This window comes from Pedobacter deserti, from assembly GCF_024436415.1.
Lineage (GTDB): Bacteria > Bacteroidota > Bacteroidia > Sphingobacteriales > Sphingobacteriaceae > Pedobacter > Pedobacter faecalis.
On record NZ_JAFMZQ010000002.1, the window covers coordinates 429,749 to 443,939 of the forward strand.

18 protein-coding genes are annotated in these 14,191 nt (G+C 44.0%); 5 read left to right on the forward strand and 13 right to left on the reverse strand.

Features of this window, described 5'->3' with window-relative positions; translation table 11 throughout:
- Positions 1-8 precede the first annotated feature (8 nt).
- Both J3P40_RS16985 and J3P40_RS16990 read right to left on the reverse strand, forming a co-directional pair.
- Positions 9-1,103 carry a sensor histidine kinase gene (locus J3P40_RS16985; RefSeq protein ID WP_256007465.1) on the reverse strand — a complete coding sequence of 365 codons (1,095 nt, stop codon included), beginning with the start codon at positions 1,101-1,103 and terminating at the stop codon, positions 9-11.
- A 55-nt stretch (positions 1,104-1,158) separates the two neighbouring features.
- The gene (locus J3P40_RS16990; protein ID WP_256007466.1) at positions 1,159-1,566 is read right to left on the reverse strand and encodes a hypothetical protein; all 408 of its coding nucleotides are present in this window, start codon (positions 1,564-1,566) and stop codon (positions 1,159-1,161) included.
- A 92-nt stretch (positions 1,567-1,658) separates the two neighbouring features.
- On the opposite strand from J3P40_RS16990, the gene J3P40_RS16995 reads away from it, so the two are divergent.
- From J3P40_RS16995 to J3P40_RS17005, 3 genes are read left to right on the forward strand one after another with little or no spacing between them, the layout of a single operon-like run.
- The gene (locus tag J3P40_RS16995; protein ID WP_256007467.1) at positions 1,659-3,203 is read left to right on the forward strand and encodes a TlpA family protein disulfide reductase; all 1,545 of its coding nucleotides are present in this window, start codon (positions 1,659-1,661) and stop codon (positions 3,201-3,203) included.
- A 3-nt stretch (positions 3,204-3,206) separates the two neighbouring features.
- Entirely contained in the window at positions 3,207-3,932 is a 726-nt protein-coding gene (locus J3P40_RS17000; protein WP_256007468.1) for a TlpA family protein disulfide reductase, read from the forward strand.
- A gap of 7 nt (positions 3,933-3,939) precedes the next feature.
- A complete protein-coding gene (locus J3P40_RS17005) occupies positions 3,940-4,710 on the forward strand; it encodes a hypothetical protein (RefSeq protein ID WP_256007469.1) in 771 nt (256 codons plus the stop codon).
- A 550-nt stretch (positions 4,711-5,260) separates the two neighbouring features.
- Here J3P40_RS17005 and J3P40_RS17010 read toward each other — a convergent pair.
- The 9 genes from J3P40_RS17010 to J3P40_RS17050 form a co-directional block, all read right to left on the reverse strand.
- Positions 5,261-5,683 (reverse strand): hypothetical protein, encoded by a 423-nt coding sequence (locus tag J3P40_RS17010; RefSeq protein ID WP_256007470.1) that lies wholly within the window; start codon positions 5,681-5,683, stop codon positions 5,261-5,263.
- A gap of 411 nt (positions 5,684-6,094) precedes the next feature.
- Positions 6,095-6,676, reverse strand: a complete 582-nt coding sequence (locus J3P40_RS17015; protein WP_256007472.1) for a DUF6624 domain-containing protein — start codon at positions 6,674-6,676, stop codon at positions 6,095-6,097.
- Positions 6,677-6,790: 114 nt separating this feature from the next.
- Positions 6,791-7,189, reverse strand: a complete 399-nt coding sequence (locus J3P40_RS17020) for a hypothetical protein (RefSeq protein ID WP_256007473.1) — start codon at positions 7,187-7,189, stop codon at positions 6,791-6,793.
- A gap of 11 nt (positions 7,190-7,200) precedes the next feature.
- Positions 7,201-7,671 (reverse strand): hypothetical protein, encoded by a 471-nt coding sequence (locus J3P40_RS17025; RefSeq protein WP_256007474.1) that lies wholly within the window; start codon positions 7,669-7,671, stop codon positions 7,201-7,203.
- A 95-nt stretch (positions 7,672-7,766) separates the two neighbouring features.
- Positions 7,767-8,546, reverse strand: coding sequence for an AAA family ATPase (locus J3P40_RS17030; RefSeq protein ID WP_256007475.1), 780 nt, complete (start codon positions 8,544-8,546; stop codon positions 7,767-7,769).
- 4 nt (positions 8,547-8,550) lie between these two features.
- Entirely contained in the window at positions 8,551-9,048 is a 498-nt protein-coding gene (locus J3P40_RS17035) for a hypothetical protein (RefSeq protein ID WP_256007476.1), read from the reverse strand.
- On the reverse strand, positions 9,045-9,794 hold the full coding sequence (locus J3P40_RS17040; RefSeq protein ID WP_256007477.1) for an AAA family ATPase: 750 nt from the start codon (positions 9,792-9,794) through the stop codon (positions 9,045-9,047). The genes J3P40_RS17035 and J3P40_RS17040 overlap by 4 nt, the downstream gene beginning before the upstream one ends.
- A gap of 73 nt (positions 9,795-9,867) precedes the next feature.
- Positions 9,868-10,557 (reverse strand): LytR/AlgR family response regulator transcription factor, encoded by a 690-nt coding sequence (locus J3P40_RS17045; protein ID WP_256007478.1) that lies wholly within the window; start codon positions 10,555-10,557, stop codon positions 9,868-9,870.
- Positions 10,554-11,624 carry a sensor histidine kinase gene (locus J3P40_RS17050; protein ID WP_256007479.1) on the reverse strand — a complete coding sequence of 357 codons (1,071 nt, stop codon included), beginning with the start codon at positions 11,622-11,624 and terminating at the stop codon, positions 10,554-10,556. The genes J3P40_RS17045 and J3P40_RS17050 overlap by 4 nt, the downstream gene beginning before the upstream one ends.
- Before the next feature lie 241 nt (positions 11,625-11,865).
- Between J3P40_RS17050 and J3P40_RS17055 the strand changes: the two genes are divergently transcribed.
- The gene (locus tag J3P40_RS17055; protein ID WP_256007480.1) at positions 11,866-12,237 is read left to right on the forward strand and encodes a hypothetical protein; all 372 of its coding nucleotides are present in this window, start codon (positions 11,866-11,868) and stop codon (positions 12,235-12,237) included.
- 143 nt (positions 12,238-12,380) lie between these two features.
- Here the strand turns inward: J3P40_RS17055 and J3P40_RS17060 are convergent, their stop codons facing one another.
- Positions 12,381-12,908, reverse strand: coding sequence for a hypothetical protein (locus tag J3P40_RS17060; RefSeq protein ID WP_256007481.1), 528 nt, complete (start codon positions 12,906-12,908; stop codon positions 12,381-12,383).
- A 76-nt stretch (positions 12,909-12,984) separates the two neighbouring features.
- On the opposite strand from J3P40_RS17060, the gene J3P40_RS17065 reads away from it, so the two are divergent.
- On the forward strand, positions 12,985-13,527 hold the full coding sequence (locus J3P40_RS17065; protein WP_256007482.1) for a hypothetical protein: 543 nt from the start codon (positions 12,985-12,987) through the stop codon (positions 13,525-13,527).
- 76 nt (positions 13,528-13,603) lie between these two features.
- On the opposite strand, the gene J3P40_RS17070 is transcribed toward J3P40_RS17065, so the two are convergent.
- Positions 13,604-14,053: a hypothetical protein gene (locus J3P40_RS17070; RefSeq protein WP_256007483.1), complete on the reverse strand. Its 450-nt coding sequence runs from the start codon at positions 14,051-14,053 to the stop codon at positions 13,604-13,606.
- Positions 14,054-14,191 lie beyond the last annotated feature (138 nt).

Below are 14,191 nucleotides of genomic sequence, written 5' to 3' on the forward strand. Positions count from 1 at the left end.
TAAATCAATTAGCCTCCTGTTCCGCTGCGCACATTCTTAAGAAACACACTAAAGGCAGCGCCCTTGCCGTGCTCACTATCCACCTTAACCCTTCCGTTTGCTGCGGTTACAATGCTATTGACCAGGTATAGACCAACACCCGAGCCTTCGCCGACAGGCGACAGGCGATTAAACTTTTCAAAAATGATATCCTGATCTGTCTGGCTAATCCCTACGCCGTTATCTGCAACCCGGATAACAATTTCATCACCATGCTGATAAGAACTGATGCGGATTTCTGGCTGACGGTCGGGATGCGCATAATTAAGCGCGTTGTTGACCAGATTGTACAGCACACTGCGAAGCTTGCGCCTCGCAAACATAATCTGAGAAATTTCTATGTCGGTCTCTATACTCGCTCCTGATGCCTGAATTTGCTGCGCCAGGACAAGCCGTACGTCTTCCACAATATTTTCCAGGTCGAGGAGTTCTTCCTCCGGCTGATAACGGTGCTGCTGAAAGCGCGTACGCGTTAAGTCGTCTATTACCTTTTTAAGCTCCTTAACACTGCTTTCTACATTGCCCACCAGCGTCAGATACCTTTCGCCACCATTTTCAGGGACTTTTCGAAGCATTTCTACTGTGAGACCAAGGGCCAGGAGCGGATTCTTAATATCATGGGCAATGGTATCCAGCAGCAGCTCATGTTCATGGTTTAGCCTTTCCTGTTCCTTAAGATCTTTAATTCGCGGCGTAATATCCACAAAAGTGATAATTACCCCATTCGTCCTGTTTTCTTTCCTGATCAGGTAAGGAATGATATTCATCTGATACCACCGGCTGTCGATGGTTTGAATCTCCTTTTCCAGGATCTGACCAGTTCGTATCACCGCCTGTATATTCTCTATAATCGTCGGAAAACGGAAGTTTTCGCTGATCTCATTCATATGCTTCCCCAGCGAATCTTCTTTCAGATTAAACTGCCTCATGGCTGGCGGCGTGTACTTCCGCAACACAAGATTGGCGTCTACGAATATTTGCGGGATGATGGTATTGCTGAAATAGTTCTCCAGCTCCTCGTTGAGCTGTGTGAGCGTGTTGAGTTGATCGTTATCGTTATTCATAGGGATACTTCGCTCTGTTTTCAAAGTTTAGCGAGAGCAAGTTACTGAAAAATTTTTAGTCCAGAATCCAGTCTACATCCGCAATCCCAAACTTCGCCACCGGATCAGCAACCTTTGCCAGTTGCAGGCCACGCAGTTCTGCACCCTGGTAGCTTACTCCCTTTGTGCGTATAACACCTGCCAGCGACTCGTCTTTGTTGATCAGTAATGGGATTTCTGCGCGTATGCCATCACCAAATACTTTAACAGTCACATACTTTTTACCTCCTTCTTCGAAGTAACTATTAATCACATAGGTCATTTCAGAAGCATCTTCTGAAGACAACGAGTTAGTGAGTTTACTGCTATAACGTTCAGGCGAACCCGGCGATTCCAGCAAAATGCTGTGATCTTCGCGATAATTGCTGCAAGAAGCGGCAACCAGGGATAAGGAGATTGTTAAAAGTTTAAGGCGTGTAGTCATGTTTAGATACGTTAAGGTCTATCCAAGATACGTAAAAAACGTTATCGAATACGAAATAATTTGTATATTCACTTGATAATTAACCAAATCTCATGAAATACCTCAGTACGCTTGCACTCCTCTTTTTTGTATTTACTGCAAATGCACAAAACACAACACAGCCAAAAACCGATGTACCGGCGCACATCCAGAAATGGATATCTGAAAAAACGGCTTTTAAAAAATCTAACGCAAGGTCAAAAGCCTTCTTCCTGCGCGACTCCATTAAGATCGTCGGCTACATCAAAGGTTATGATAGAAGCTCGGGGTACGCCAGCGGCATTATCTACCACGCCAATAACATCATAAGGCAAGATTTTCCGACAACGGTACGAATTTATCCTGACGGAAGATTTGAATGCAGCATGCTCGGAATACATCCCATCCGGTCCAATATATATTTAAACAATCATACCATAAATTTTTACGCAGAGCCAGGAACCACGACCGGCCTCATTCTTGATTTCCAGAACCCTCAATATCTTGGCGTCAATAAAGCGATCAACGAACAACTGGCTGCTATTGAGACACCTCGGCCCGACTACAATAAGTTGAACGATTACGTGAAAACCCAGGCTCCCGAAGACTTTAAAAAGGTCCAGCTCCAGAAATGGGAAAAGGCGAGGAGGGTGGCCGACAGCGCCATGAACGCAAAGCGAACCTCAAAGAACGTTAGAAGACTGATCGAAAGCCAGGTTGACCTCGACTACGCCGTGTATTTGTTTGATTACGAAAGCAATCGTAGTTACTATCAGAAACAGGAACCAGATAACGCGATCCTGAAAATGCCTATGCCGGCAGACTATTTCGATTACCTGAATATGATCGATATGGACGATCAGACACTGCTCGTTTCAAACGATTTCTCCACCTTTGTAAACCGCTTCGAATTTTCACCCGCGTTCCAGCGACAGCTTCTACATCAGGCTAACAAATTTGGCTATAAACAACTTGATTCTGCATACCTAGCTAATAATAAGAAAACTAACCTGGTTTACGACATAGCCAAATTGCGGGCGTTAACTTCTAACTTTAGGTTTTACCAATATAAAGAACGAACCTTTGCTGACGAAACAGCGGCCTTATCAAAAGCCATGCGCGACCCCTTCGTACTTAGCGAAATGAACGCCGCCTATGAAAGATATAAGCTAGGTAATGTAGCATACGAACTTCCTAATACCCCTGCAGCGGCCGTGTTTAAAAAGATCATTGGCCCCTCTAAAGGAAAAGTACTCATTGTCGATTTCTGGGCAGAATGGTGCGGACCTTGTCGGGCAGGGATAGAGAGCAGCCTTGCGCTAAGGACCAAGTATAAAGACAATCCGGATTTTGAATATGTGTTTGTAACCGACAGTGAAAGTACCGCGGCGGCATTCTATGAAGATTACACCAAAAAGAACCTGATGACGAATACCCACAGGATCCCGGCCGACGACTACCTGGCCTTGCGGGAACTATTCAAATTTAACGGAATCCCCCGCTACGTACTGGTAACTGCCGATGGAAAAATACAAGACGACAACTTTGCCAGTCATAACATGAAAAGCGAATTCCAGAAGTACTTTCCGGAAAAGTTCCCTATCGATTACTGGAAGTGAGATATGAAACATTTAACACCTGTCTACGCGCTCGTCGTATCATTATTATTTGGCACTACTTGTATGGCCCAAACCGGTTCTCAAAGTGCCTCCGCTACATCTGCAAGAAAAGAAATTGTGGTGTCTGTGGGTTCAGTTGTTATGATCAGCAGTCCACTTGGGGAGGTACCCAAGAAAGGTAAATTGCTTTCAGAGCAAGGAGATGAAATTCCGCTTCGGCGTTTTAACGACTCCATCGCTACGTCTAAATACATGGCCCGATGGGAGCGTAGTTCAGGTGGAGAAATTTATCGCCTTGTTAAAAAGGAAAAAACGCCCTTCAACTACATAGGGAAAACCCTGCCTGTTACTTCGCTAAAAACTTTCGATGGTGAAGACGTCAGCTTTCAAAAAAAGAAGAACAAGCTGACTTACATCAACTTCTGGACGACAACCTGCAAGCCGTGTATCGATGAATTTAAATTGATAGACTCGTTGCGCAGGCAAAACCCGAAAGTAGAGTTCCTGGGTATTGCCTATGAAGACAATGAAGTAGTAAGCCAGTTTGCCAAAAAGGGTCCTTTTCCATTTAAGCCCGTGCTGGATGGAAAGCAAGCCAATGATATGTTTGAAGTAGACGGCTACCCGATGCATATCATCATAGACCGGAACAATAGGATTAGATATGTAGTTGCAGGCTTGCTCGACGACAAGAAGCTGCCTGAGCTGTTCAGGCAGCTGAGGATGTGAGGTAGTTATGAGTAAGTATTTGATTCTTAGTGTCATTGTTTTAGGATTGGTATCACCGCATGCAAGGTTACAAAGCAATATTCAAGGTGTCTTTAGGGTTAGTTCGGCTGAGCATTCTTCTTCAAAGCTTTTTAAGAGCTTTCCGCTGGTTACCCATTTGTCGGTTGAGTATTGGAATGATACCCCCAGAGTGGTGAAGGTGTACCGCCGAAGGCCGAGCGATAAGTTTGAAAAACTTGACGAGCAGTTCCATCTTACCTTTGGTGGTGATAGCTTCCTCTTTCAGAAAAAATACAATAGTATTGAGTTCGCAAATCCTAAAATGCTTCGGGAAAGATATGCGAATAAATCTAAGTGTTTTAGAGAAGGCCTTCCGTATAGACTTACTACAACCATACGGCGCGACTCAAGTACACATGTTTTCGAGTTCTATAAAGCCTCGGGGACACATCACATGAGCGGTCCAGTTCAGCCGCGCCCGGTTCTGAAAGACAACTTGACGAAACTGACCGCCGCGTTGCATCAGATATTACAGGATAATTCTATACAGCCATGCGATTCAAATCTACTGATGACCGGCGTAGTTAAAAAGGATGGAAGCATCAGCGGCCTCCGTGTTGTTGAGGCCAACGAAACTAGCTGTATTAACAGAATTATTAAAATTCTTGAAGCCACGCGGTGGCGACCTAAAATCAGCAATGGTCGGCTAATGGAATGCACGGTTAAAATTTTTGTACAATCTGGCGTAGATCGGGCAGTCAAGATTTCGTATTTTTAAACATGTATTAGTAGAATCAAAGAATTACGTATAAATTATATCTAAATGAATATAATTTGTTTAATTACTTGTTGTATTATATGCATGTGGATATAGCAGGCAATATCCTGTCCACTAAGACCGGGCTTAATCAAAGGCTTATCCACGCTTTGTCCACAAAAGGTATCCCGTTTTGCGAACAAAGCCCGGATTAGTCCCAGACCAGTCCCAGACCAGCTACCCTTGAGGATGGAGCAAACTAGCCGATAACTGTCGTGTATTAGATGCGACTTTAGTCGGAACACTTTATTGATTTCCATTTATTTAGGCGGTTGTGTATATTGGTAACTATTTAAAAACTAGATGCAAGGTTTCGTAATTACCCTTTTTATTCTGTTGATGTTTTTCATTTTGCATGAAACAGGCAAGTATGGCGAAGATACATGGCTCGGATATAGGGGTTCAATTTTGGTAGCACTGCTTTTAACGCCTATTACTGCGTTAATAATGATTTGGTTAATAAAGCGTTGATAGTACTCCAGCCGATAAGGGCGCTTGTATCCAAAGGCAGCTACTTTGTAGTATAATCTATTAGCGCTGCTATCAATACCGCTATCGGCAACAGATAGTTGAAAACAATGATATAAGTCAGTAAGATTATACGAATAGCCAAAGATTTTTGCTGAAAATCGGACACCTTATCAATATCATTTTTTTTAAGATGGACTTTGCTGCTTAAGTAAATAATCAATGCTAGAATCGGCGTCGAACTAACAGCCAAAGCTAAAATCGTTTCTAACTTAAAAACATTGATCGTAATAGCAAGTAAAACGCCAGCAAACACGGCACAGGTCACTCTCAGAAGAAGCGTTGCTGCGTTAGGTCTAGCGTATCTGCCGAACATCTTCCGCTGGGTCAGGATTATTGCGCCTTCGAAAGCATAAAAGAGATAAGTGTTGAGCCGGATCACAGCATTATAAGCACTAAATATCATAAGCACAGCCAAAACGCCACCTTTTCATGGATTGTGTATTATTTAATTCAATATACAATTATGTCGACAAGAATTCAACATTTGCCAGTACTAATTACCCAATTCATAAAGGGCAAGTTGTTACCTGGCGTCCACCAAATGGCAGACTAATGGCAGATTCGTTCGGGACTAATCCACAAAAGGTACCCGGTTTTGCGAAGAAGCCTTTGATTAATCTGCCATTAGCCTAGGATCAGGTACCTGCCAGGGGGCAAGTAAACGAGGCGATAGCCTGTCGTGTATGAGAGCCGACTTTAGTCGGAACAGATTCTTAACATGGCTCCAATATAGGGTTCAAGTTTGGTAGCACTACTTTTAACGCCCATTACTGCGTTAATAGTAAGTTGGTTCGTAAACGCTGATAGTACGGAGCTATTCGAGACGCTTTAAATGTTCAACATCCCTTAACGTAAACGGGCTGTAAACCACACCGAAGGATGCAGCATATTCCTGTATAGACTGCAGGAAGCCTGCTCGTTTTCGTAATTTATCAACTTTCGCAGCATTTCGTATAGGCCAAACAAACATCCGCCATTCGGTTTTTCCAGTGGAACTGTCCGCTACAGCTAGACCTGAAATCTGCGTGCCATAAATTTGCTCTCTACCTTCCTCCATCAACATGCGGTCTACCATCTTGCAATAAAGTTCAAATGAGAGTTGCTTCTGCCTGGCAGCCTTTTGTACGACTTTGATGTAGTTCTTAATCCGGGGTGAATACTGGATAACGTGCCACGCAGCCTCATTCGTGGGCGTGCCTACCAAGCTCCTACCTGGATAGCCATAAGTTTTAATGATGCCATCCACCTCTATAAGATTTGACGAATCCACTTGTTTCATCTCAGCTAGCAGGACCATAAATAAGTCCTTAGATGACCTGCCGAACACGGCGCCAATGGAATCCGCGTTACCTTCTTCGTATAACGCGCTTAGCGCACTTCTATATTTTTGATCCAACACATAAATACTATCTAATTTGCGCTTAACCGTCACATCAATTCCAGACTGTGCGATAGATGAAGAGAAGACACTGAAAAAGAAAATAACTGTTATAAAAACCCGCATACGCAGCTACTTAGTGGTATATTCTATTAGCGCTGCTATCATTATCGTCAATGGCAACAGATAGTTGAAAACAATGATATAAGTCAGCAAGATTATACGAATAGCCAAAGGTTTCTGCTGAAAATCGGACACCTTATCAATATCATTTTTTTTAGAATGGACTTTGCTGCTGAAGTAAATAATCAATGCTAGAATCGGCGTCGAACTAACAGCCAAAGCTAAAATCGTATCTAACTTAAAAACATTGATCGTAATAGCGAGTAAAACGCCAGCAAACACGGCACAGGTCGCTCTCAGAAGAGGCGTTGTTGCGCTATATCTGGCGTATTTCCCGAACATCTTCCGCTGGGTCAGGATTATTGCGCCTTCGAAAGTATAAAAAATATTATTAGTCAAGCGTATCATTCGAAGTGGTCTTACAGATGCCTAAATTCCTCTACATTCAGCCGCCCGGCGTTGTTTCTGTGCTTAAGAGGAACCTTAGCAGCAAAGTAAACGGTGTCGTGTTTTTGACAATCGAGTTTTTCGATCACAAGATCGTAGCGTAGAACACTTCCCTGTAGTACAAGTTTTTGATCTTTTAGGCTGGCACATTGCCTGAAAGCCAGGCGCCCAGCAAGCACGAAGTGTGTTGAGAAATCCACATTAGGCACAACATCAAGACACCCGACCTCTTTATTATAAGCAGCAGCATCCTCGATGATCACGAGTGCTTCCTTGTCCTGGCTTGTATAAATTGCCGAAGTTGGACAGAACCGAACTGGCGAAATCGTCTCATACTCCACAGGGTTGTCAACAACTTGGAGCTCGGTATCAAAATCTTCCCTGCCGCAGGACTGAAAAACTAAAGACGCTAGCGCGAATAAAAGTGGCAGACTGTGCTTCAAAACTTAAAATATGCGTGATTATGAGTTGAATATACGGAAATTATATGTGAAGTCGAAGCAAGCATGAAATAGTATGCCAGTACCCGCAAGCGGAATCACGAATTATATTCCTCCTCTTCTTCCAACAAAAGCCTTGTCACATTTTCCGGATTGTTAAGAAAACCTTTGTAAAGCCGATAGATATCCGTATCCCTATATGGCACCTTCTCAAGGCCACTAGCCGTCAACTGATAAATATCCGCATCGGGATAGGCCAGCACAATAGGAGAGTGGGTGGCAATGATGAATTGCGATCGTTTGTTCACCAGATGATTTATGCGTGCCAGCAGCGCCATTTGCCGGGTTACAGACAGGGCAGACTCGGGTTCGTCCAAAATATACACACCATTTCCGCCAAAGCGGTTCATGAACAAGGCCCAGAAAGATTCGCCGTGCGATTGCTTATGCAAAGATTTGCCGCCGTAAGAGTTAATGATTGGCGCACCGGCTAAAGGCTCAAATGGCTTTTGCTTATCAAGTTCATCGATTTCCGAAGCCACATTGTAAAAGCTCTCTCCGCGCAGAAAAAAGCCATCTTTTGGCTGATGTGCACCCTTGGTAAACTTTAGATAGTTATGCAGATTCGAGTGCGTTGCCTGCGTGCTGAAGTTGAAGTTTCTGGTGCCGCCCTCCGCATTAAAGCCAAGGCCAACCGCGACGGCCTCAAGCAAAGTAGATTTGCCCATACCGTTCTCGCCAATCAGGTAAGTGACTTTCGGATGCAGCCGCAACTCGTTAAAGTTCTCTATTACAGAAATGTCAAATGGATAGCCCTTCGGCAGGGCATCCTTTGCTGCCCGCCTTATCGTTTGAATGTATCCGTTAAAATCAGTCATAAAATCAGTCGAAGTCGGGCTTTAGCGGAATCAGAAATTCATGCCTGATAAGAAAATCCCGAAGCACATTATATCTCATAAGATAGAATTGCGAGATATGAAACTCGCGTTTACCCTCAGCCACGTGAATTACCCGGTTGTCGCGGCCTTTACTGATATGTAAAGCATCCTCTTTTAACAAAGGGCTCCCTCTCTTAATCACAAACCTGTTGGTAAGGGTTCGGACTTCTATTGCTTCATCAGACAGTATTTTTACGACCATCATTTTCTTTACTTCGGTCAATGTTAACCAAAATAGAAATATAGTAAAGGCGGCGGCTGACAGGTGTGGAGTGTAATTACCTGCCGGGATCAGAGGTGCGTATAAATCGGTAAAACCCGCCAAATAACGCAGGTTTAAAATGATGCCAGAACATAGCAATATCAGTACAATCATTAATATAGCTACCCGGTCTATTCTCAGCCCAAACCGCGTTCTCTTTTCATTCAACGACCTTTTCATGGCGAGGTTTCCTCCTCTTCTTCCAGCAAAAGTCTTGTCACATTTTCCGGATTGTCAAGAAAACCTTTGTAAAGCCGATAGATATCCGTATCCCTATACGGCACCTTTTCAAGGCCACTAGCCGTCAACTGATAAATATCCGCATCGGGATAGGCCAGCACAATAGGAGAGTGGGTGGCGATGATGAATTGCGATCGCTTGTTCACCAGGTGATTCATGCGTGCCAGCAGCGCCATTTGCCGGGTTACAGACAGGGCAGACTCCGGCTCGTCCAAAATATAAACACCATTTCCGCCAAAGCGGTTCATAAATAAGGCCCAGAAAGATTCGCCGTGCGATTGCTCGTGCAGTGATTTGTCGCCGTACCACTGATGAATGCCATCGCCGATCCGGTCAATCTCCGAAGCTACATTGTAAAAGCTTTCGCCTCGCAGAAAAAAACCATCTTTTGGCTGATGTGCGCCCTTAGTAAACTTCAGATAGTTATGCAGATTCGAGTGCGTAGCCTGTGTGCTGAAGTTGAAGTTTTTTGTGCCGCCCTCGGCGTTAAAGCCTAGTCCGACCGCAATAGCCTCAAGCAGGGTAGACTTGCCCATACCGTTATCGCCGATCAAGTAAGTAACTTTCGGATGCAGCCTTAACTCCTTGAAGTTTTCAATCACTGGAATATTGAAAGGGTATCCCTCTGGCAGGGCATCCTTTGCTGCCAGCCTTATCGTTTGAATATATCCATTAAAATCTGTCATACGGTAAATAAGCGCTCAATATTGGTGTACCTGTTATGCGTACAAGTTAACACAATTATTGCGGCCCTCACACCTACACTTTACTCAAAAGCTTCTGAAGTACCATTTCCCTGTAAGACTCACCCAACGGGATCTCTTCTCCGGCTATCTTTAAAACAGTATTCCTGATCTCCTGGATATGCTCATGATTAATCAGGTACGAACGGTGCGTTCTTGTAAATTCCGCGGTAGGAAGCAACTGCTCCACAGCTTTCATGCTCATATGGCAGAGGTGGCTCCCCGTCGTAGTTCGCAATAGGATGTAATCCTTAACTGCTTTCACATAAGTGAGGTTTTCATGCTCAATCTTCAGCATTTTTCCTGATACCCGGAAATAAGTGTAGCGTTTCTCAGCCGGAATATGGCCCTCACCAGTCATTAACACCTTGCGGATCGCTCTTAAGAATCGTTCATAGGTAACTGGTTTCAGCAGGTAATCTGCCGCGTCCAGTTCAAACGCGGCATGAGCATATTCCGAGTACGCTGTAGTAAAAACTACCTTGGGCGGATGCTTCAGTGCCGACAAAAATTCAATCCCATTCATCCCGGGCATCTTTACGTCCAGGAACATCAACTGCACAGGTTCGCTATGCAGCAGGTCGAAAGCAGCTAACGCTGTGGCGCAGCTCCCGGCCAAGCTAAGCTCTGGGCATTTGTCTATGTAAGTTTCCAGTACCTCCCTGGCAATGGGTTCATCGTCTACCACGATACAGGCAATCTTCATGCAAAAAGGCTTAGACTCGTAAAATAACTATTTCCATCATTTTTTATGATCAACTCATGACGTCCCGGATAGAGCAATGCCAGCCTCTTTCGCAGATTAGACAGTCCAACACCCCCTTCTGCCGGCTTTGTATTCTGTGCCAGGCTGTTTTCCAGTTCAAGATGAATTTGACCGTCATACACGCATAAAAGTATGCTTACCTTTCCCTGGCTGCTTCCATCACCCAGGCCATGTTTAAAAGCATTCTCTACCAAAGGTAAAAGCAGCAGCGGCTCTATCTGGTAAAGGTCTATATTGCCCTGCGTCTCAAAACTGATGTCCGTTTCCTGCGCATACCTGATCCGTTCAATTTCTACGTAGTTGCTTATAAAGTCGACCTCCTGGCTTAGTGAAATCTGCTCGCCATCGGCCTTATAGATAATGTAACGCATCATCTCAGAAAGCCTGGAGATCATCGGTGCCGTGGCTTCCGACTGCTTTATGGCCATGCCGTATATGTTATTAAGCGTGTTAAAAAAGAAATGCGGCTGTAATTGGGCCCGCAGGTAAACCAGTTCCGAAAGAAGCTTACTGTGTTTTATCTGTTGTATCACTTCCTTTTGCTGTATAGACTTGATTACATACGCGCAGCCTACCATGATCAGGAAACTCGAGTTCATGGCATAAGCGAAATCAATATGGAAACCAATCAGCTTAAACCGGCTCCCAGAAAATTGCTGTTCTCTTACACCAAACCAGTCTGTCTGGCTGGCCAAAAAAGTGACAAGGTATTTATCGTACAGGCTCTTGATTGCCGAGAAAACGATGGCGCTCAGTCCGGCCATCACCCATCGCTCCATCATGATCAGTCTTTTGAGCAACAACCAATAGTACATGATGTAGAGCAGGAAGTTCATAGAAGCATGGTACAGCAGGGCCGGTACATTGGGACTCATTCTCACGGAAGCAGGAAATTTATAGGAATGCTCCAGATTATACAGCACATTTAAACCGATAAATATCACTGCGAAAAAAAAGAGCTCTATACGGGCATACCTGTCAAAACGGTCTCTGAAAAAGCTAAGCATAAACCAAGTTACAAAACTTCATGCGCGTAGCGGGGCGCATTAGGCATAAAATAGATGAATATCCGGATTTTGTAGACGAAGCAGCCCATAAGCCTGCTAGTCTACAAATCGGGCACCTGAGTCTATTTCCACTTTCCCGGTACTTCACCTGGCTCTATTTTTACACCAAAAGAATACCATGAAGATCGCATACTGCATGTTAGTACTGGCTCTGCTATTGGCCAGTTGCACTAAACAAAGAATGTGGGACAGCACCCCATTCCCCACGCCACCCTCGCCCGGCAAAACAACGCTGCTTTTGCCAGAGCACGAACAGGTGGTTGACATTACCGAGCTGCGAGACGGCAAAAGTAAAGTTCATTTTCGATGGGAAGCATCCACCGAGGCCACCGATTATGAATTATACATTAGCGACATATCATCCGACGAAGGCTGGGTGATCAAAACAGACCTTACTGAAACGATGGTAGATCTGCCTGCAGATCGTGCCTACAGTTGGAAGGTATTGTCTAAATCAGGAAATCGCAGCAGCGAAAGCGACAGCCGTACGTTTCGCATCGCTGCTCCGTGGAGTGGCGATGTGACTAACTTCTTCCAACTGATTACTGATTAATGCGTCACTACTTGCTTAATTATAAAAAGCCTGCCCCTGTTTTTTATATACATGCCGTCTGGCAGTTTTTCAACCGCAGTAAAGGTGTAAAAAGCTGTCGAAATTTTGCTGATGCTTGTAAGCCCATTCTCCAGTTCATTCCCTTACAGTTTAAAACTTATACCATTTATCACACCTACAAGAACGGCTCTTGCCGTTGATTCTTGTCCGGGTTTGTACTGAACAAAGCCGTTGACCACCAAATCTCCGGCCTCGTTCATTGTGGTGTAGCGGTATAAATGTATTCCTTCAGATATATGGTCTACCACAAGCACCCTTTTATCTCCGATGCTTTCGATTTTTTGAGAGAAACCTTTGATCTGTTGTTCCATATCCTCGCTGGCAAGTTTTGTTTTTTCTAGAAGCTTAGGATCTCTCTCGATAACCGCTGAGTTTAGGAAAACTAGTATATCACCTGCCATGTAGATTTTACCAGGATTGTTTCCAACTAACCGAGTCAAACTCTCCGCTGCGGCATATCTTTCCTTGACCAGCGAACGAACGCTCGCTTCAGAAGCCTTCAGCATTTTCTTAGGTAGTTGTAAACTGGCACCGCCAGCTAAAGCTATCCGTTGCGCTGAAGCAGTCCAGCTTATAACGGCGAGACCAACAATTAATATGAGATTTTTCATGAATAGGAGCGAAGTCATGAGTACAAGTTATAGAATATGTGCGACACATCTAAAAAATGATTAAATTAAACGAGTTATGCAGAAGGTCTTCCTCTTGTTATTCTTAATCTTCTCCTGGGAGCTGGTATTTAGTCAGGTAAGCGAAAGGGTCGATCACCAGCAGGAAATTGTCATTGATACCATTAAACCAACCAAAAGACCTTTTGATGTGCGGTTGCCCATTATCAAAGCTATGCGAACCACTGCGTTGCTCGATTCGCTAATCAAAGCCCCTGAAGACAATGTCTTTCTTTTATCAGTCGCAGTCTCATTCAATGCTGTGGGATTGGTCGATACCGTTTATTTCTCCGAAAATATGCGTGCAAGGCTAAAGGCTGCTTTAAAACCAAGCGAAAGGATGAAAGCTAGCATAGCTAAAAACCTGTCCGATGTAAAAAGTTATAAGAACGAGGTTATACTGTTCCCAATTCTATTTACGAACGCCCGTCATACCAAGATGGACAAAAATACTTTCGAAGCGGATTTTAAAAGCCTTTGGCCGGTACTTTCGGCCAGAGACCAAAACCGAAAGCTTACGCTATTAGAGCCATATCACCAGTGGGTTAACGCGCATCATTAGTGAGGTTTGAATGAATTATTCTCATGGGCAATTTCATCTTTAAGTTCGAAGTCATCAATTAAAGCTTAAAATACAATCATTCCGTCACTACTTGCTTGACTATAAAAAGCCTTACCTTGTTTTTTATATACATACCGTCCGGCAATTTTTCAACGATGGTGAGCGCATAAAAACTGTCGAAATTTTGCTGATGCTTGTAAAGCCCATTCTCCAGTTCCTTCCAGGATAAATATCTTCCCGTGGGCAAATCCTTCAATTTCACTTCCGGCTGCCGACGATCGATGGGATGATAAAACATCGGATACACATATTCATTCTTCGTTAAACATCTGCAGTGCACCGTGTAGTATCGTTGTCGATTTCCACCAGGAGGACCAGTCATGCCAATGGAAACAACCCTGTTGGCAGGGTTCACATTTATCGTGTCTACGAAATAATAGACCTCTTCCTCTTGGGCCTGAGCCTGAGCATATAAGCTGCTACAAGCGAGCAAAGAGAAGCCGAGAAGAGCAATAAGCGTTTTCATATCACAGATTTGATTGAATCAGGGTGAAATCAGGACTTCAAGTTAAGGAAAATATTCCCGTTGCTACTAAGAAATTGATGCATAACCGTAACGTTCAAAAGCTGTGAGGAGGGTTTACCTTACAGCTCAAGTCTTCTT

Coding starts and splice junctions, on each gene's coding strand:
- J3P40_RS17045 (WP_256007478.1), bottom strand. CDS start 10,557: ATGAAGATTGCCTGTATCGTGGTAGACGATGAACCCATTGCCAGGGAG.
- J3P40_RS16995 (WP_256007467.1), top strand. CDS start 1,659: ATGAAATACCTCAGTACGCTTGCACTCCTCTTTTTTGTATTTACTGCA.
- J3P40_RS17035 (WP_256007476.1), bottom strand. CDS start 9,048: ATGAAAAGGTCGTTGAATGAAAAGAGAACGCGGTTTGGGCTGAGAATA.
- J3P40_RS17055 (WP_256007480.1), top strand. CDS start 11,866: ATGTGGGACAGCACCCCATTCCCCACGCCACCCTCGCCCGGCAAAACA.
- J3P40_RS16990 (WP_256007466.1), bottom strand. CDS start 1,566: ATGACTACACGCCTTAAACTTTTAACAATCTCCTTATCCCTGGTTGCC.
- J3P40_RS17030 (WP_256007475.1), bottom strand. CDS start 8,546: ATGACTGATTTTAACGGATACATTCAAACGATAAGGCGGGCAGCAAAG.
- J3P40_RS17065 (WP_256007482.1), top strand. CDS start 12,985: ATGCAGAAGGTCTTCCTCTTGTTATTCTTAATCTTCTCCTGGGAGCTG.
- J3P40_RS16985 (WP_256007465.1), bottom strand. CDS start 1,103: ATGAATAACGATAACGATCAACTCAACACGCTCACACAGCTCAACGAG.
- J3P40_RS17000 (WP_256007468.1), top strand. CDS start 3,207: ATGAAACATTTAACACCTGTCTACGCGCTCGTCGTATCATTATTATTT.
- J3P40_RS17050 (WP_256007479.1), bottom strand. CDS start 11,624: ATGCTTAGCTTTTTCAGAGACCGTTTTGACAGGTATGCCCGTATAGAG.
- J3P40_RS17070 (WP_256007483.1), bottom strand. CDS start 14,053: ATGAAAACGCTTATTGCTCTTCTCGGCTTCTCTTTGCTCGCTTGTAGC.
- J3P40_RS17060 (WP_256007481.1), bottom strand. CDS start 12,908: ATGAAAAATCTCATATTAATTGTTGGTCTCGCCGTTATAAGCTGGACT.
- J3P40_RS17020 (WP_256007473.1), bottom strand. CDS start 7,189: ATGATACGCTTGACTAATAATATTTTTTATACTTTCGAAGGCGCAATA.
- J3P40_RS17010 (WP_256007470.1), bottom strand. CDS start 5,683: ATGATATTTAGTGCTTATAATGCTGTGATCCGGCTCAACACTTATCTC.
- J3P40_RS17005 (WP_256007469.1), top strand. CDS start 3,940: ATGAGTAAGTATTTGATTCTTAGTGTCATTGTTTTAGGATTGGTATCA.
- J3P40_RS17040 (WP_256007477.1), bottom strand. CDS start 9,794: ATGACAGATTTTAATGGATATATTCAAACGATAAGGCTGGCAGCAAAG.